Origin of the sequence: Nocardioides sp. J9 (assembly GCF_007829375.1) — a bacterium.
Lineage (GTDB): Bacteria > Actinomycetota > Actinomycetes > Propionibacteriales > Nocardioidaceae > Nocardioides.
Window position 1 is genome coordinate 14,520 of sequence record NZ_VLJQ01000064.1, and the last position, 18,065, is coordinate 32,584.

An 18,065-nucleotide genomic window follows, 5' to 3' on the forward strand; every position below is an offset into this window, starting at 1 on the left:
TCGGCGGCAGCGGCTGGTCCGGTACGACGCCGAACGGGCCGCCGAGGACGAGCAGCCGCACGCCCTCGTCGCCGGCGACGATGCTGATCTCGTCGGTGCCGGGCGGGACGTAGGCGAGGTCGGCCGGACCGGCGTCCAGGCCGCAGACGCCGGCCGAGCCGAGGTCGACCAGGACGCCGTGCTCGAAGGTCGGGTCGACCGGCACGGCCAGGGAGGTGCCGGGGTCGAGGACCAGCTCGGCGCCGAGCAGCGGGGTGAAGGTGGCGACCGGCGAGCTGTCGCCGAGCAGGGACCCGAGGAAGACGTGGGCGCGCCAGCCGTCGCCGGAGACCTCCGGCGGCGCGTAGTGCTCGAAGCCGGGGTCGGTGTCGCGGGCCGCCTCGGGCAGCGCGACCCACAGCTGCGCGCCGTGCAGCACGGTGGTCGCGGCGGTGGAGACCTCGGAGTGGCTGATGCCGCGGCCGGCAGTCATCAGGTTGACCTCGTGCGGGCGCACCATGGCCACGTTGCCCACGCTGTCGCGGTGCTCGATCTCGCCGGTGAACAGCCAGCTCACCGTCTGCAGCCCGGTGTGCGGGTGCGGCGCGACCACCATGCCGCCGCTCTCGCTGACCGGGTCCGGGCCGTAGTGGTCGAGGAAGCACCACGCCCCGATCAGGGACCGGTGCCGCTGCGGGAGGGTGCGTCGTACCGACATCGCACGGGGCCCGCCCAGCGGCACCTCGCGCGGCGTCATCAGCTCCACGCCGGCCGCCTCCCGGCCCTCGCACACCATCTCACCGGGATCCCGGTCCGGGTTGCTCATGCCCCCATCCTCCCCCTTCTGCCCCGCGCCCCGTCTTCCTCCGCCTCCCCCACCCCCGCGAGGTGTGAGGGTGGGCACCACGAGGTGCGGGTTGTGGTGGCACGAGGTGCGGGTCGTGGTGGCACGAAGTGCGTGGCATGGCGGCTCGAGGTGCGGGTCGTGGTGGCTCGAAGTGCGTGGCTTGGCGGCTCGAGATGCGGGTCGTGCCTGCGCCGTACGCCGCCAGCGTCCTCGCACCACCACAAGGCGCACCTCACACCACCACAAGGCGCACCTCACACCGCCACGACCGACACCTCGCACCACCACAACCCGCACCTCGCGGCGCGAACCCTCACACCTCGCGGTGCGAACCCTCGCACTTCGCGGTGCCGGGGGTCACACGTCGGGGTGGTGGAACGGAGGACGGGGCGGGGTGGGGATGTCCTAGGGTGCGGGGCCATGGGCCTGCTCACCCCCGTCGCGATCAAGCTCGGGTCGTACTCCTGGATGCCGCGACTGCTCCCCCAGATCACGTGGACCGACAAGCACCTGCAGCGGCTGACGAAGCGGCGGGTGAGCCTCGTCGGCATCGCCGGGCTGCCGAGCCTGCTGCTGACGGTCAAGGGCCGCAAGAGCGGGATCCCGCGCTCCACGCCGCTGCTGTGCGTGCCGTGGCAGGGCGGCTGGCTGATCGCCGGGTCGTCGTTCGGCGCGCCGAAGCCGCCGATCTGGTCGGCGAACCTGCGGGCGGCCGAGACGGTCGAGGTCGACTACAACGGCCGGCACCACACCTGCACCTGGCGCGAGCTCCTCGACGAGGAGAAGGAGCGCGCGTGGGCGCACATGGTCACCATCTGGCCGAACTACGACAAGTACGTGGAGTGGACCGACCGGGTCATCCCGGTCTTCCTGCTGACGCCGGTCGACTGACCGCCGCCCGGCCGGGCGGACCCGACCACCCCTTGGGAAGTTCGCCAGTAAGGGAAGCCTTGCTTTAGTCTTCCGGCCATGGGGGAAGGCACGGTCGAGGCCCCTGCCTCGGCAGGGTTCGCTGACCTCGCCCGCCACGGGGAGCGCACCGCGCTCCGTGCCGGTGGGCGGGTGGTCAGCTACGCGGAGCTGGACCGTCGCGTCACGACGGCCCGCGACGCGCTCGAGGCGTTGACGCCGCCGGGCAGTCGCCAGCTGGTGCGCCTGGACCCCGCCCCGACGGTGGACTTCGTCGTGGCGTGGCTGGCGGCGCTGACCGGCGGCCACACCACGTTGCTCACCCGCGACCGCGGGCTCGGCGCGGCCTACCTCCCCTCCGTGGAGCACGCCGACGGCGCCTGGCACCGCACCGGCACCACGGCACCGCGGCTCCACCCCGACCTCCGGCTGCTGCTCAGCACGTCCGGATCCACGGGGTCCCCCAAGCTGGTCCGCCTCTCTGCGTCGAACCTGGACGCCAACGCCCGCGCGATCGCGACGTACCTCGGGCTGCGCAGCGACGACGTCGCCGTGACCACGCTCCCCCTCGACTACTGCTACGGCCTCTCGGTGCTGCACAGCCACCTCGCCGTGGGCGCCTCGCTGCTGCTCGACGACCGGTCGGTGACCGACCCGGGCCTGTGGGCGGACGCCCGCGATCACGGTGTGACGTCCTTCGCCGGCGTCCCCTACACCTTCGACCTGCTCGGCGCCGCCGGCTGGCCGGACCTGCCGAGGCTGAGGCAGGTGACCCAGGCGGGCGGACGGATGGCACCCGAACGGGTGCGCGCACTGGCCGAGCAGGGTGCCCGCGAGGGCTGGGAGCTGGTCGTGATGTACGGCCAGACCGAGGCGACCGCGCGGATGGCCTACCTGCCGCCGGACCTGGCCGCCAGCCACCCCGGCGCGGTCGGGGTCGCGATCCCCGGCGGGTCGTTCCGGCTCGAGCCGGKCGACGGGGCCGAGGCCGGCGTCGGGGAGCTCGTCTACTCCGGGCCCAACGTGATGATGGGGTACGCCGAGTCGCCGGCCGACCTGGCCCGCAGCGCCGAGCTCACCGAGCTGCGCACCGGCGACCTGGCCCGGTTCACCGAGGACGGGCTCGTCGAGATCGTCGGACGGCGCTCCCGCTTCGCGAAGCTCTTCGGCCAGCGCATCGACCTCGACCGCGTGCAGACGCTGCTCGCCCTCGGCGGCCACGACACAGGCTGCGCCGAGGCCGACGACGCCGAGCAGCTGGTCGTCGCCGTCCCGGGCGACCCCGACGCGGGCGTGCTGGCCGAGGTGGGCGCGACGGTCGTCGCCGAGACCGGGCTGCCCGCACACGCCGTCCGGCTGGTGCCCGTGAGGACGCTGCCCCGGCTGGCCAACGGCAAGCTGGACCAGCAGGCCGTCGCCCGGCTCGAGGCGCCGCTCGAGGTCGACGGCGACTCGCCCGTCCGGTCGCTGGTCCGCCTCTACGAGCGGGTGCTGGGTCGCGACGTCGTCGGGCCGCACGACTCGTTCGTGACGCTCGGCGGCGACTCGCTGTCGTACGTCGAGCTGTCGCTGCGCCTCGAGCACCGGCTGGGCCGGCTGCCGTCGGACTGGCAGCACCGCACGATCGCCGACCTCGCGCTGCTCGCCCCCGCCGCTGGCTGCCCCGGCGAGGCGGGCACGACCGCGCGGCACCGCTGGTTCGCCCGCATCGACACCACGATCCCGCTGCGGGCGCTGGCGATCCTGATGATCGTCGGCTCCCACACCGACCTGTGGGTGCTGGTCGGCGGTGCGCACGTGCTGCTCGGGGTGGCCGGGGCCAACTTCGCGCGCTTCCACCTCACCGACGAGCACGCGCGCGAGCGCCTGCGCCGGGTCCGCCGGGCCGCGGCCCGGATCGCCGTGCCCGCCGTGCTGTGGATCGGCCTGGTCACGTTGCTCACCGGCGACTACCCGCTGCGCACCGTGCTCCTGCTCAACGACGTGCTCGGCGGACGCGACTGGTCCGAGCCCGCCTGGCACTACTGGTTCGTCGAGGTCGCACTGCTCTGCGCGGTCACGGCCGGCCTGCTGACGTCGGTGCCGCGGGTGATGGCGCTCGAGCAGCACCACCGGTTCGGGCTCGCGGCCATCCTCGCCGCCGTGCTGCTCGTCCCGCGCTTCTGGGCCGACCTGACGTCGTACGACGGCGACGTGATCCACTCCTCGCTGTTCGTCGCCTGGCTCTTCGCCGGCGGCTGGGCCGCCGCGGTCGCCCGCTCGACCGGGCAGCGGGTCGTGGCAGCCGCCCTGCTCGTGGCGGGGACCTGGGGCTTCACCGGCGACACCCAGCGCGACCTGGTCATCATCGGCGGGCTGATGGCGCTGGTCTGGCTGCCGACCGTGCCGTGGCCGCGCCCGCTCGTCGGGGCGACCGGTGCGCTGGCCAGCGCGTCGCTCTACGTCTACCTGACCCACTGGCAGGTCTACCCGCACCTCGAGGACCGCTGGCCGCTCGGCGGACTGCTCGCCTCGCTCGCCGTCGGCCTGCTCGCGTGGCGCGTCGTCGAGCGGCTCGCCCCGGCCGCGACCCGGCTCGCCCGCCTGCCCCAGCACGTGCGGCCCGCCCGCCGACCCGATCCCCGACCCACACCGGCCCGTCCCGTCAGGTCGGCCCGATCCCACCACCACCTCACTGGACAGGAAGCACGATGAAGAAGCAGCTCCTGCGCGCCGGCCTCGGCGTCGCAGCCCTCACGCTCGTCGCCCCGCTCCTCGCTGCGTGCAGCGGGGACGACGAGCCGAAGCTCGTCATCTACAACGCCCAGCACGAGCCGCTGCTGAAGGAGCTGGCGCCGGCGTTCACCGAGGAGACCGGCATCGAGGTCGAGCTGCGCAACGGCAAGGACCTGGAGCTGTCCAACACCCTGGTCCAGGAGGGCGACGCGTCCCCGGCCGACGTGTTCCTGACCGAGAACTCACCGGCGATGTCGCAGGTCGAGGCCGCGGGCCTGTTCGCGAAGCTCCCCGACGACCTGGTCGCACCGATCCCGGAGCAGTACCGCCCGCGCAGCGGCCTGTGGACGGGCTTCGTCGCGCGCTCGACCGTCCTGGTCTACAACACCGAGCAGGTCCAGGAGTCCGACCTGCCCGCGTCGCTGCTCGACCTCGCGAAGCCCGAGTGGAAGGGCCGCATCTCGTTCTCCCCCACCGGTGCGGACTTCCAGGCGATCGTCGCCGCCGTCCTCGAGCTCGAGGGCGAGGAGGCCACCCGCGCATGGCTGGAGGGCATCAAGGAGAACGGCACCGTGTACGACGGCAACAACGTCGTCCTGGAGGCCGTCGACTCCGGCCAGGTCGAGGTCGGCATCGTCTACCACTACTACTGGGAGCGCGACCGCAAGGAGAACGGCGACGTCAGCGACAGCTCGGCCCAGCACTACTTCACCGACCAGGACCCCGGCGCCTTCGTCAGCGTCTCCGGCGCGGGCATCCTCGAGTCCAGCGACATGAAGGACGAGGCGGAGAAGTTCATCGAGTTCCTCGTCAACGAGACCGGCCAGCAGGTCCTCGCCGACAGCTACGCGCTGGAGTACCCCCTCAACCCCGCCGTGGAGCTGCCCGGCGTGACCAAGGCGTTCAGCGAGCTCGAGCCGCCGGAGGTCAACGTGTCGGACCTCGACGCCCGCAAGGTCGTCGACCTGATGACCGAGGTCGGCTTCCTCTGACCGACGCCCTCGTCTCCCAGCGACCCCCCGCGACCCGTCGGCCGCGGGGGGTGGCTGCGCCTGCCCTGCCGCTGCTGCTGGTCGGACTCGCAGTCGCCGCCCTGGCGCTGGTCCCGCTCGGCTACGTGCTGTGGAGCACCGCCGAGCTCGGCCCCGGCGAGGCAGGGGCGTTCCTGTGGCGCCCCCGCATCGGCGAGCTGCTGTGGAACACCACCCGGCTGCTGGTCGTCGGGGTCCTCGCCAGCGTCGCCGTCGGCGTCGCCGGAGCGTGGGTCGTCGAGCGGACCGACGTCCCGGGACGCGGCTGGTGGCACGGCCTGCTGTGCGCGCCCCTCGCCGTGCCCGCCTTCGTCAACGGCTTCGGCTGGGTGTCGACCACCCACGCGGTGCAGTCGTTCCCGGGCGCGGTGATGGTGGTGACGCTGTCGTACTACCCGCTCGTCTACCTGCCGACCGTCGCGGCCCTGCGCCGGCTCGACCCGGCCGTCGAGGAGGTCGCGACCGCGCTCGGCCGCAGCCCGTGGAGCGTCTTCTGGCGGGTCACCCTGCCCGCGACCAGCCCGGCGGTGCTGGGCGGCGCCCTTCTGGTCGGCCTGCACCTGCTGGCGGAGTACGGCGCCCTGCAGCTGCTCAACTACCCGACCCTCACGACGGCGATCCTCCAGCAGTACGGCACCGTCTTCAACGGTCCCGAGGCGACCTTGCTCGCGCTGGTGCTCGTCGCCTTCTGCCTGCTCCTGCTCGGCCTCGAGCTGCTGCTGCGCGGACGCCGACCGCGCAGCCGCGTCGGCGCCGGCACCAGCCGGGTCGCCGGCCGGGTGCCCCTCGGCAGGGCGCGACCGCTCGTCGTCCTGGCCCTGGCCGGGCTGGTTCTCTGGGCCCTGGCCGTCCCCCTCGCCGCACTGGTGCGCTGGCTGGTGCGCGGCACGTCCGCGGGCATCGAAGGTGCTGAGCTGGCCGACGCGCTCGGCAACACCCTCCTGCTGGCCGTCCTCGGCGGGCTCGTCACCACCGCCGCCGCCGTCCCCGTCGTGTGGCTGGCCGTGCGGCACCGCAGCCTGCTGACGACGGCCATCGAGCGCAGCGTCTACACCGCCAGCGCGATGCCGGGCATCGTCATCGCCCTGGCCCTGGTCACCGTCTCGATCCGCGCCGTGCCGGACCTCTACCAGACCATGGCACTGCTCGTCGCGGGCTACCTCGTGCTGTTCCTGCCCCGCGCCGTGGTCAGCGTGCGCGGCACCTTCGAGCTGGTCCCGCCGGCACTGGAGGAGGTCGCGCGCAGCCTCGGTTGCAGCGGTCCCGAGGTCGCCCGCCGGGTGACCCTGCCACTCGTCGTACCCGGCCTGGCGGGCGCCGGGGCGCTGGTCGCGCTCGCCGTCTCCACCGAGCTCACCGCCACGCTGCTGCTGGCGCCGATCGGGACCGACACCCTCGCCACGAAGTTCTGGTCGGAGGCGTCCTCGATCGCGTACGGCGCCGCCGCGCCCTACGCCCTGGCGCTGATCGTGCTCTCCGTCCCCTCGACGTGGCTGCTCGCCCGTCTCAGCACCAGGAGTGACCGCTGATGCCCGCACTGGAGATCCGCGCCCTGACGGCGGGCTACGGCAAGGACCCGGTGCTGCGCGGCATCGACCTGACGGTCACGTCGGGCGTCACCGCCATCCTCGGCTCCTCGGGCTGCGGCAAGACGACCCTGCTGCGAGCCGTCGCCGGCTTCGTGCAGCCGGCGGCCGGGACGATCGACGTCGCCGGGACGCGCGTCGTCGGCGGCGGCGGCGGCGGCGGCGGGCGCAGCGTGCCCGCCCGGCGGCGGGGCATCGGGTACGTCCCCCAGGAGGGCGCGCTCTTCCCGCACCTGACCGTCGCGCGCAACATCGCCTTCGGCCTGCCCCGCGGCCAACGGCGCAACGCCGGTGGCGTGGTCGCGGAGGCGCTGGCGATGGTCGAGCTCGACCCGTCCCTGGCAGCGCGCTTCCCGCACCAGCTCTCGGGTGGCCAGCAGCAACGTGTCGCCCTGGCCCGGGCTCTCGCCCCGCAGCCGAGCCTGGTGCTGCTGGACGAGCCCTTCTCCTCCCTCGACGCCGGCCTGCGGGAGGAGACCGGCCGGGCCGTGGTCCGTGCCCTGCGCGCTGCGGACGCCGCCGCCGTGCTGGTCACCCACGACCAGGGCGAGGCGCTGTCGCTGGCCGACCAGGTCGCGGTGATGGCGCAGGGGCGCTTCCTCCAGGTCGCCCCACCGGCCGAGGTGTACCTCGAGCCCGCCGACCCGCAGGTCGCGTCGTTCATCGGCCACGCCTCGCTGCTCCCCGGCGAGGGCGACGGAGCCGGCCGCGCCACGTGCGCGGTCGGTGAGCTGGCGGTGCGCCCCGGCCACCCCGGCACGGCCGGGCCGGCCGGGCCGGCCGGGCCGGTCCAGCTCGCCATCCGCTCCGAGCAGGTGCAGATCCGCACCGACGGCGCCGGCACGCCCGGCGAGGTGGTCGACGTCAGCTTCTTCGGGCACGACGCCACGGTGCGGCTCCGCCTCGACTCCGGGGAGCAGCTCGCCGCGCGTACCCCTGCCGACTCCGTGCCGCACCCCGGCGAGAAGGTGCGGCTGTCGGTCGTCGGCGAGGTCGTGGCCTTCGCCGGCCAACCGGGCGCCTGATGACGAAAACTTGATGACGAGAGCTTGCGCTTGATGACGGTTGCAACCGTCGTCAGGCGCAGGAATCCCCGCCCAGGCGGGGATTCCTGCAGCCGTCAGGGTCAGGAGAACCAGCCCGACGGCGCGAGCTCGCCACCCATCCGCGGCACGTACTGGTCGAAGTAGATCCGCGCAATCAGCTCGCGCCGCGAGCGGACGTCGGCCTTCTCGAAGACGGACTTGAGGTGGTCCTGGACGGTGTAGGCCGACAGGTGCAGGGTGCGTGCGATCTCCTTGGTGTCCACGCCCTGCAGCACCAGCTGGGTGACGTCGCGCTCGCGGGGGGTGAGCCCGAAGGCGGCGACGACGAGGGTGACGATCTCGGGCGGGCGGGCCTCCTCGATGGTGATCACCACGTCGCCGTCCCGATCGCGGAACGAGCTGAGCGGACCGGCCTGCAGCACCAGCCACATGCCGCTCGCGGTGCGCAGCCGGCAGCGCGGGATGCCCTCGGACTCGCCGCGGGCGAAGCGCCGGGCGGCGCCGATCAGGGCGGCGACCGGGGACAGCGGGGCGCAGTGACCCGGCCCGGTGGCCAGCTCGCTGAGGCGGACCTCGGCGGCCGGCGTCATCTGGGTGATCTGGTTGTCGGGGCCGACGATGATCACGGCCGGCCCGGCGCCGGCGTCGGGCCGGCAGGGCGCGTGGTCGGCGACCCGGGCCAGCATCCCGGAGCGCACGCCGTGGGCGAACGGCGCGGCCAGGGAGGCGAGGAAGTCGACCTCTGCCTCGTCGAAGGGGGCGTCGTCCGCGCCGCGGAAGAGGGCCACCCCGCCCCACGCCTCGCTGCCGTCGCGCATCGCGAGGCGGGCCTCGTCGGCGAAGCCGAAGTTGGGCTGCATGAACTGCGACAGCCGTGGCGAGAGCTCGGTCCGGCCGCCGGTCAGCAGGTGCACCCCGGCCGCAGGCACCTCGGCCCGGGCGATCGCCCGGAAGGAGGTCGGCTCCTCGGTGCCGTACTCGATGAGCCCGAACTCGTGGTCGTGGCTGTTGCGGATCGCCAGCTCGCCGTACTTGCGGGCGCTGGTGAGCATGTGGCTGCTCGGGTCGTGCGTCGCGATGCAGGCAGCCACCCACGGGACGGCACGGCGCACCGACTCGACCGCCTCGACGAGGAAGGTCTCGAGGTCCAGACCGGCCCGCGCCACGACGTCGACGTCCTGGCGCACCTGCGCCGCGGTCAGTCCTCGGGCCATGCGTAGCAGTGTGTGGCAAGGCCCGGGGTGCTGCCATCCCATATTTCTGGGGATTGTCCTGCTCCCACATCCGCAGGGCGGAGATCTACCCAGGGATCGGGGATGGTCCCGGACCGGTCGCAGGGCGCAGGGTTCTCGGCACCAACCCCGAGAACGAAGGAACCAGCATGACCACCACCCCCGACACCGGTGCCCTGGCCACCCTCACCAGCGGGTGCCCGGTGCACCTCCCCGGCGACCCCGGGTACGACGCTGCCACGACCCCGTGGAACCTGTCGGTCGAGCAGCGCCCGGCCGCGGTCGCGGTCCCCCGCACCGTCGACCAGGTCCGTGACGTCGTCCGTGCCGCCGCGGCCGCCGGGCTGAAGGTCGCGCCGCAGAGCACCGGGCACGGCGCCGCGGCCCTCGGCGAGCACTCCCTGGAGGACGTCGTCCTCGTCCGCATGCACGAGCTGACGGGCGTCAGCGTCGACCCGGCGGCCGGCACCGTGCGGGTCCTGGGCGGCACGCTGTGGCAGGACGTCGTCGCGGCCGCCGCCGCGCACGGCCGGAGCGTGCTGCACGGCTCGGCCGGGGACGTCGCCGTCGTCGGCTACGCACTGAGCGGCGGGCTCTCCTTCTTCGCCCGCCGCCACGGCGTGGCCGCCAACTCGGTCCGCGCGGTCGAGGTCGTCACCCCCCACGGCGAGCTGCGCCGGGCGAGCGCGGAGGAGCACCGCGACCTGTTCTGGGCCCTGCGTGGTGGTGGCGCCGGCAACTTCGGCGTCGTCGTCGCCGTCGAGCTCGGCCTGCTCCCCTACGCCGACGTCTTCGCCGGCATGCTGCTGTGGGACCGCGAGCGCGCGCCCGAGGTGGTGCGGGCGTGGGTGGAGTGGACGCGCACCGCACCGGACAGTGCGACCACGTCGCTGCGGGTCATGAGCTTCCCGCCGCTGCCCGAGCTCCCGCCGTTCCTGTCCGGCCGCGACCTGGTCGTCGTCGACGGCGCGATCCTCGAGGACGACGAGCGGGCAGCAGAGGTGCTCTCCCCGCTGCGGGCCCTGGCGCCCGAGATGGACACCTTCGGCCGGATCCCCGCGCCCGCGCTGCTCGGCGTGCACATGGACCCGCCCGAGCCGTCGCCGGCGGTCGGCGACCACAGCGTCCTCGGCGAGCTCGACGACGCCGCCGTCGAGGCGTTCCTCGCCCAGGTCGGCCCGGGCACCCGCAGCGGGCTGATGTCCGCCGAGCTGCGCCACCTCGGCGGCCAGCTCGCGAGGCCAGTCGCCGGCGGCGGGGTGCTGTCCTCGGTCAGCGGCGAGTACGCGCTGCTGTGCATCGCGATGGCGCCGACGCCGCAAGCCGCGGTGGCCGGTCGGGCCGCGGCGTTCGCGGTCAACCGGGCGATGTCGGCGTGGTCGCGCGTCTCCCTCGTGCCGACCTTCGCCGAGACCCGCGTCGACGCGAGCCGCTTCTACGACGCCCACGACTGGGCGGCACTGTGCCGGGTGCGCGACGAGGTCGACCCCGACCGGGTGCTCCTCGCCAACCACCCGCTCTGACCCCGCGAAGGGGTGGGCCCGGTCCGCATCGGCGGACCGGGSCCTCCGTCGTACCCAAGCGGTGGGACGGTACGACGGTCGTTCAGCTGCGCGCGCGGGGGAACACGTCGAGCGACTTGCGGTACATCGCGACCGCGGCCAGCTGGGAGTCCACGCCGAGCTTGCGGCGCAGCGACTTGACCTGGCTGCGCACGGTGGCCTCGGCGACGCCGGAGGCCTCGGCGATGTGCTTGACGCCGATGCCGTCGTAGAGGGCACCGAGGACCTCGTACTCGCGGTGGGTGAGCAGCTCCATCCGGCGCACCAGGTCGCGCTGCTCGTCGGCGACGTCCTCCCAGGCACGCACCGCACGGGTCCGCAGCCTCGGCGGCGTCGGCGAGCGCCCCGCAAGGGTCTCGTAGAGCGCGCGGACCAGGCCCGCGGTCGAGGTCGTCGTCGGCAGCACGCCGACGGCTCCCGCGGCCAGGACGGTCCCCCAGCGGGGGCCGACCTCGCTGTCGGTGAGCACCACCCACGGGATGCCGCCGCTCTTCACGACCACCTCGACGTCGTAGAGCAGGTCCGGGGTACGCAGGTCGCACATCACGACGCCCACCCGCGCCCCGCTCAGCGACAGCCGCCGGCGGAAGGCCCGGATCCCGCGACGCTCCGGCCAGTCCAGCACGGTGGCCCGGAAGCCCTGCGCGGTGAGGGCGGCACCGATCGCCTGCCCGACCAGTCGACGGTCGGACACCAGCACCACGCGGCGGACCGCGGCGTCAGCGGACGTCGACGACGACACGATCGATCGTCCCGTTGAACTGGTCCGCGGACTTCTTGTCGAGGCGCCCACCGGCACCGACCTTCGCGCCGATCGACATCGGCACGGTGCCGAAGCGCAGGTCGCCCGGGTCGTCCTCCTCCACCCACTCCTCCGGTGCGGCGCCGCCCTCGAGGTCGGTCAGCTGCATCCGCACCTCGCCGGGGCGCACCGAGCAGGACAGGCGGTACCACCGTTCGGGCTCGACCGGCTGCTCCGCCGCGAGGAACACCTCCCCCGCGGTGCCCGCGGCACGGCACGACGGCTTGCCGTGGTCCAGCTGGAGCTTGAGCTGGGCGGGGTCGCCGAACCGGCCCCACTGCACGAGGTTGTCGCCGTCGTCGCCCGGGCGCGAGGGCGCGGGCGGGTCGGCACGGAAGTCGACCTGCATCTCTACAGGTCGCCCGCCCGGGTCGAGCCCGGCCAGGCTGGAGGGGTCCGGCCACACCACGATCGCGGCGGCGCGGACCGGCTCGTCCTCCGCGGCCGCGACCGGGGCGCGCACCGCCCAGCCGTTGCCACGGTCCGGGGTCCAGGTCAGGGCACCGCCGCGGGCGGTCACCACGGTGGTGTTGACCCGCGCCGTGCCGACGTTGGTGACGCCGGGGACGACGTCGCCGGGCACGACCGGTTGGTCGAAGTCGAAGAGGATGTCGTACGACGCGGGGTCGACCTGGTCGCGCGACACCGGTGGTCCGGTCGCGGCGACCGGGGTGGTCGGGTCCTCACTGGCGCCGCACGCGCAGAGCACGCACACCACCGGCAGGCACACGACTGCGGTCCGGGCGCTCATGGCTCACCAGCCTGCCCCGACACGGGGCCGCGCTCCGAGTGCGCTCGGCCTCCTGGCGTGGAAGGCATCGTCGCCGTCTCCCTCCCGTGCTCGTACGGGCCACGTCCGTCGATTCCGACCGTAGGCCGGGCGACGCGCCCCGGACCGGGCCGCGGGCAGGTTCACCCAATATTGGTGAGTCGCCTCCGACGTGCTGACGGGTTCCCTAGAGCCATGCCGGAGGTGACCGGGACCGAACCTCCGACCACGAAGGTGGCCCGCAGGGCCTTCGTCGTCGGTGTCCTCGGCCTGCCCGCCTGGTGGCTGCTCGGCATCGCCTCGTTCGTGCCGGTCCTCATGGTCCTGCCGATGGCGCGGGACCTGTGGGTGCGGCGCAACCGCAACGTCCCGCCGCACTTCGGCTGGTGGTTGCTCTTCCTCGTCTGGGTGCTGCTCGGCATCGGCACGCTGTGGGCGCTCGCGCCCGGTTCCGCCGACACCGGCGGCATCGCCCGGATCCTCGTCTTCGGCTACCGCTTCAGCTGGTACGCCGCCTGCACGGTCCTGCTGCTCTGGGTCGGCACCACACCGCAGCGGTGGCTGCCGGACCGACTGGTGCAGCGGGTGCTCGGGTCGGTCTTCGTCGTGGCGGTGGTCGGTGGCCTGCTCGGCATCATGGTCCCCGACCTCGCCGTGCCGACCGTCGCCGAGCGGGTGCTGCCCGGCGGGCTGCGCGGCAACGAGTTCGTGCGCACGCTGGTCTCCGCGGAGGTCGCCGACGTCCAGCGCGTCCTCGGCGACGACGCACCCCGGCCGAAGGCACCGTTCGCCTACACCAACACGTGGGGCAGCGTGATGGCGCTGTCGCTGGTGTTCTTCCTCTCCGCCCTCGGCACGCTGCGCCGCAGGCGACGGTGGTGGGCCGCCCCGGTCCTCGTGCTGGCGGCGGTCCCGGTGGTGCTCAGCCTCAACCGGGGGTTGTGGCTGGCCCTGGCCGGCGCCGCCGTGGGCTTCCTGGTCCTCGCAGCCGTCCGTCGCAACACCGTCGCCCTGGTCGCGCTGGCCGGGGTCGTCCTGTGCGGGGGGACCCTGCTCACCGCGACCACGCTCGGCGACACCATCCAGGCGCGCCTCGACAACCCGCACAGCAACGACCGCCGCTCGCAGCTGCTCGTCGCGACAATCGACTCGATGACCGAGGGCTCGCCGGCGGTGGGCTTCGGCAGCACCCGCGACCCGGCCGGCTCGTTCTCCTCGATCGCCGGTGGCGCGACGGCGGACTGCTCCGCGTGCGGCGTCCCGCCGCTGGGCACGCAGGGCCAGCTGTGGCTGGTCCTCTTCTCCCAGGGCTGGATCGGGGCGGCGTTCTTCCTCGCCTTCTTCGTGCTCACCCTCCTGCGCCACATCCACTGCCGCACCACGCCGGCGACCGTCGCCACCTTCGTGGTCGGCACCTTCCTGCTCCAGCTCGCGGTCTACGACACCCTCGGGCTGCCGATGATGCTGGTGATGGCCGCGATCGGCCTGGCCTGGCGTGAGCGTCGTGCCGAGCGGCGACGCCTCCCCGCGATCGGCCGGCGCGCCGCCGCGGTCGTCACCGGCACCGCCGTCGTGGGCGCCACCATCGGCGCGGCGCTCGGCGCGACGGGCGAGCCGGAGCGGTCCAGCAAGGTCGCGGTCGCGCTGACCGCGGCGCCGACGTACCTGGACGCCGGGGTGCCCGCCCCTGCCAGCCAGGACCTCGGTGAGCTCACCTCGGTGCCGACCACGAGCAGCGTCGACACCGAGGCCGCGCTGCTGCTCTCGGAGCGGGCGCTGAGCAGGGCGAGCGTCCGCGCGGGCCTGCCACCGTCCCGGCTGCGCGAGGGCGTGGCGGTGAGCGCGCCGCCGTTGACGACGGTGATCGAGATGACCGTGACCACCCCGGCCACCCGTGACCCGGCGCAGGTCGCGCTCGCCGTCGCCGAGGAGTACCTCGCCGAGCGGCACCGCTTCCTCGAGGCACGCCGCGACGACCTGCTCGCCCGGCTCCGCACCACCCTCACGGCGAGCAACCCGGTGGACCCGGCCTGGACCACGTCGCGGACCTACCTCCGCTCGGCCATCGACCACCTCACCACCCACCAGCCCGAGGTCGGCCGGGTGATCCGGGTCGGCGAGCCGCGCCGGGTGCAGCACGACCTGTCGGTGCCGGCGACCACCGGCCTGGCGCTCGGCGGCCTGCTCGGACTGGCCGGGGTGCTCGTGCTGCGGCGCGTCCCCGGTCCGCGCCACGCACCGGCCACCACTGCAGGGAGGAAGCCGTGAGCACGACAGCCCCGACGCGGGACATCTGGACCCGGGCGGTGATCGACCCGGTCGCCGACCCGCTCGCCCGCCTGCTGGCGCCGCGGCCGTGGGTGACCCCGAACCGGGTCACGGCCGTCTCCGGCGTGCTCGGCGTCGCGGCGGCCGCCTGCCTGGCCACCGGCCGGCTGCGGCTGGGCGGAGCACTGTTCCTGCTGCGCTTCCTCGCCGACTGCCTCGACGGCAAGGTGGCGCGGGCGCAGCGCAGCAGCTCGCAGCGCGGCGCCCTCCTCGACGTCGCCACCGACGTGGTGACCGTGACCGCGGCGTACGCCGCCCTCGCGTGGTGGGCCGTGCGGACCGACCGGGTCGACCCGGCCCTGGCGGCGCTGCTGCTCGGTGCGCTCGGCACCTACGGCTGGAGCCTCACCCACCGCAAGCTCGTCGCCGGGGCGGTCGACGGCGGCAGCGGCAGCTCCCGGTTCCCGACCGCGACGGGCAACCCGCTCGTCGACCGGTGGCTGCGGCTGTGCCACCGCCAGCACATGCGGCCGGTGCCGTGGTCGGTCGAGGCCGAGACCCTCGCCCTCGGCCTGCTCCCGCTGGCCGGGGCCACCCCAGCGGCCGCCGGGATCCCGGTCGCCGTCGCGTTCTACCTCGTCGCCACCGCAGCCAACCTGGCGCGCGGCTGGCAGCTCGCCGGACGGCTGGACCGGCGCGAGCACACCGGCAGCCCCGAGACGGAGGAAGCAGCATGAGCACACCCCACGCGACCCACCCGAGCCGCGAGGCCGACCCGGGCGGCACGGCCCGTCCCGACGTGGACGTCGTCATCGCCACGCACCACCGGCCCCAGGAGGTCCGGGAGGCGATCGCCGCCGTCCTGGAGCAGGAGTACGCCGGCCGGGTCCGGGTCCTCGTGGTCTTCGACGGGTCCGACCCGGACCCCTCTCTCGCGCGGCCCGGCGACCACCGCTCGGTCGAGGTGCTCGTCAACCAGCGCCGCCGCGGCCTGGCCGGGGCCCGCAACACCGGCATCCTCACCAGCACCGCCGAGCTGGTCGCGTTCTGCGACGACGACGACCTGTGGCTGCCGGGCAAGCTCGAGCGGCAGGCGGCCATGCTGGCGTCCGGCGGCCCGGCCACGTGCGTGACCGGCATCGAGGTGACCTACGACGGCACCAGCCACGTGCGGGTGCCGAGCCCGGAGGACCTCGACCTGCGCAACCTGGTCCGGCACCGGGTCATGGAGGCGCACCCCTCCACGGTCGTCGTACGACGGACCGCACTGCTCGACGACATCGGGCTCGTCGACGAGGACATCCCCGGCAGCTACGGCGAGGACTTCGACTGGATGATCCGGGCCGCGATGGCCGGTGGGTTCCACGTCGTCCCCGCCCCGCTGGCCCGCGTGCGCTGGGGCGGGTCCCAGTTCTCCCGCAACTGGTCGACGATCGCCGAGGCCATCGACTACGGGCTGGCGAAGCACGCGGTGTTCCACGACGACCGCCGCGCACTCGCCCGCCTGCTGGGCCGCAAGGCCTTCGCGCTCGCCGCGATGCGCCGTCGCGACGCCCTCGCCTGGTCGCTGCGCTCGGCGCGCCAGTCGGTGCTCGAGCCCCGTGCCTACCTGTCCGCCCTGGTCGCCCTGCGCCTCGTCAGCGCCGACCGCCTGCTGGCCACCGCCCACCGTCACGGACGCGGCATCTGAGCGATGGCCCCCCTCCCCTTTTTGGGGGAACCAATTCACGTCGGTCCCCTCCCGACCGATGGAATCCGTGTCGTTCTGACACGACGGACCGGCCCGCGCACGGTGTGGGCCGGCCCAGGGGAGGGGTTGAAGGCGATGACGAACGTCCATCGCACGACATGGCTGTTCGCCGCGCTGCTCGCACTTGCTGCGGGCGTCGTCGCGGTGCTGCCGACGGCACGATCCGCCGAGACGACGGTCCAGGTGAGCAGGTTCGAGAAGGGGCTCGCGGGCTTCAGCGGCACGACGTCCACGCGGGTCGCACTCTCACGTGAGGGCGCCGGCCGCCAGCAGAGCCGCGCGCTCGTGCTGCGGGCGAAGCAGGCCGGACCGGCCAGCACGCAGCGGCGGCAGGCCGTGGGCGAGCACGACCGCGGCACCCGCTTCGTCGTCGACGGCTGGGCCCGGGCGTCGGCGCGACGCACGGTGGCGCTGCGCGTGGTCGAGGTCTCCGGCGGCAAGGTGCTGCAGAGCAAGGCCGCCCGGGTCGTCGCCGGCCCGAAGAAGTGGCGGCGGCTGCCCGTGGCCATCACCGCGAAGTCGGCCGACTCCTCGTTGCGCCTGACCGTCCGCTCCCCCCGCCTGCGGGCGGGCGAGCGCGTCCTGCTCGACGACGTCCGCGTCGTGCGCACCGTCGCCTCCACCACGACCACCCCCGGCCCCGCGAAGCCGGGCACGTGCGCGGTCTCCCAGCGGGGCATCCCGAGCTGCGGGGTCTACGTCGGCGCTGCCCACGGCTCGAACACCGACCCCACCGCGCTGGAGTCGAAGCTCGGCCGCAAGCTGGCTGTGCGGCGCACGTACTTCACCGCCTCGGGCGTCACCAAGGCGGTCTCGACCGCCCGGACCGACCTCGCTGCCGGCCGCCTGCCGTGGATGAGCTTCAAGCTCCCCCACTCGTGGCCGGACATGGTCGCCGGCAAGGGCGACGCCTGGGCGAAGGACCTCGCGAAGCGCCTCGGCGAGCTCGACGGTCCGGTCTGGGTGGCGTTCCACCACGAGCCCGAGGGCGACGGCAACATCCAGACGTGGCGCAAGATGCAGGAGCGCCTGGCGCCCATCGTCCGCTCCGCCGCGTCCAACGTGGCCTTCACGGTGGTCGTGACCGGCTGGAACCAGTTCTACGGTGCCGCCGAGTACCGGCTCTCCGAGATCTGGCCGCGCGGCGTGAAGGTCGACGTCGCCGGGTTCGACATCTACCAGCAGTACGGCGTGGTCAAGAACGGCAAGACCACCACCAAGTGGACCGACTTCTCCGAGTACTACTCGAAGATCGCCACCTGGGCGCGGACCGTCGACGTCGCCTGGGGCCTGGGCGAGACCGGCGTCACCGACTCCGCCGCCCGGGCCCGGCCCGAGGAGATCGCCAACAGCGTGAAGCTGATGGAGGACTACGGCGGCATCGCCTACAGCTACTTCGACACGACGCTGAACAGCATCGCGAACTGGGCGCTCAGCACCGCGGTGAAGCAGCAGGGCTTCGCGTCGGCGCTGGGCGGCACCACCCGCCTGAAGTAGCGCCTCGGCCCGCCCGGGCAGCCGGGCAGCCGGGCAGCCGGGCAGCCACCGCACGACCGGTCCCGCGGGGCT

General features: G+C 74.0%; 14 protein-coding genes. 10 read left to right on the forward strand and 4 right to left on the reverse strand.

Features of this window, described 5'->3' with window-relative positions; genetic code table 11:
* Positions 1-805 (reverse strand): pirin family protein (locus tag L615_RS08890; RefSeq protein ID WP_261376607.1); only part of this gene is annotated, 805 nt, incomplete at its 3' end.
* A 441-nt stretch (positions 806-1,246) separates the two neighbouring features.
* Here L615_RS08890 and L615_RS08895 point away from each other — a divergent pair.
* The 5 genes from L615_RS08895 to L615_RS08915 all read left to right on the forward strand — a co-directional run bounded on the left by L615_RS08895 (position 1,247) and on the right by L615_RS08915 (position 8,092).
* The gene (locus L615_RS08895) at positions 1,247-1,717 is read left to right on the forward strand and encodes a nitroreductase family deazaflavin-dependent oxidoreductase (protein WP_028654837.1); all 471 of its coding nucleotides are present in this window, start codon (positions 1,247-1,249) and stop codon (positions 1,715-1,717) included.
* Between the two features lie 78 nt (positions 1,718-1,795).
* Positions 1,796-4,429, forward strand: coding sequence for a non-ribosomal peptide synthetase (locus L615_RS08900; protein ID WP_145724831.1), 2,634 nt, complete (start codon positions 1,796-1,798; stop codon positions 4,427-4,429).
* Positions 4,426-5,442: an iron ABC transporter substrate-binding protein gene (locus L615_RS08905; RefSeq protein ID WP_028654838.1), complete on the forward strand. Its 1,017-nt coding sequence runs from the start codon at positions 4,426-4,428 to the stop codon at positions 5,440-5,442. Before L615_RS08900 ends, L615_RS08905 begins: the two co-directional genes overlap by 4 nt.
* Before the next feature lie 50 nt (positions 5,443-5,492).
* On the forward strand, positions 5,493-7,010 hold the full coding sequence (locus tag L615_RS08910) for an iron ABC transporter permease (protein ID WP_036517072.1): 1,518 nt from the start codon (positions 5,493-5,495) through the stop codon (positions 7,008-7,010).
* Entirely contained in the window at positions 7,010-8,092 is a 1,083-nt protein-coding gene (locus L615_RS08915; protein WP_145724832.1) for an ABC transporter ATP-binding protein, read from the forward strand. Before L615_RS08910 ends, L615_RS08915 begins: the two co-directional genes overlap by 1 nt.
* Before the next feature lie 101 nt (positions 8,093-8,193).
* On the opposite strand, the gene L615_RS08920 is transcribed toward L615_RS08915, so the two are convergent.
* Complete coding sequence (locus L615_RS08920; RefSeq protein ID WP_145724833.1) at positions 8,194-9,327, reverse strand: response regulator transcription factor; 1,134 nt, start codon at positions 9,325-9,327, stop codon at positions 8,194-8,196.
* A 167-nt stretch (positions 9,328-9,494) separates the two neighbouring features.
* On the opposite strand from L615_RS08920, the gene L615_RS08925 reads away from it, so the two are divergent.
* The gene (locus L615_RS08925) at positions 9,495-10,868 is read left to right on the forward strand and encodes an FAD-binding oxidoreductase (RefSeq protein ID WP_145724834.1); all 1,374 of its coding nucleotides are present in this window, start codon (positions 9,495-9,497) and stop codon (positions 10,866-10,868) included.
* Positions 10,869-10,950: 82 nt separating this feature from the next.
* On the opposite strand, the gene L615_RS08930 is transcribed toward L615_RS08925, so the two are convergent.
* A complete protein-coding gene (locus L615_RS08930; protein ID WP_028654842.1) occupies positions 10,951-11,649 on the reverse strand; it encodes a LuxR C-terminal-related transcriptional regulator in 699 nt (232 codons plus the stop codon).
* The gene (locus tag L615_RS08935; RefSeq protein WP_145724835.1) at positions 11,627-12,460 is read right to left on the reverse strand and encodes a hypothetical protein; all 834 of its coding nucleotides are present in this window, start codon (positions 12,458-12,460) and stop codon (positions 11,627-11,629) included. The genes L615_RS08930 and L615_RS08935 overlap by 23 nt, the downstream gene beginning before the upstream one ends.
* Positions 12,461-12,673: 213 nt before the next feature.
* Between L615_RS08935 and L615_RS08940 the strand changes: the two genes are divergently transcribed.
* From L615_RS08940 to L615_RS08955, 4 genes are all read left to right on the forward strand, one after another.
* Positions 12,674-14,746 carry a hypothetical protein gene (locus L615_RS08940; RefSeq protein WP_145724836.1) on the forward strand — a complete coding sequence of 691 codons (2,073 nt, stop codon included), beginning with the start codon at positions 12,674-12,676 and terminating at the stop codon, positions 14,744-14,746.
* Positions 14,743-15,483: a CDP-alcohol phosphatidyltransferase family protein gene (locus L615_RS08945; protein WP_028654844.1), complete on the forward strand. Its 741-nt coding sequence runs from the start codon at positions 14,743-14,745 to the stop codon at positions 15,481-15,483. The genes L615_RS08940 and L615_RS08945 overlap by 4 nt, the downstream gene beginning before the upstream one ends.
* Positions 15,480-16,436 (forward strand): glycosyltransferase family 2 protein, encoded by a 957-nt coding sequence (locus tag L615_RS08950; protein ID WP_051485534.1) that lies wholly within the window; start codon positions 15,480-15,482, stop codon positions 16,434-16,436. Before L615_RS08945 ends, L615_RS08950 begins: the two co-directional genes overlap by 4 nt.
* Positions 16,437-16,571: 135 nt before the next feature.
* Positions 16,572-17,993, forward strand: a complete 1,422-nt coding sequence (locus L615_RS08955; protein ID WP_186449788.1) for a cellulase family glycosylhydrolase — start codon at positions 16,572-16,574, stop codon at positions 17,991-17,993.
* Positions 17,994-18,065: the final 72 nt, after the last annotated feature.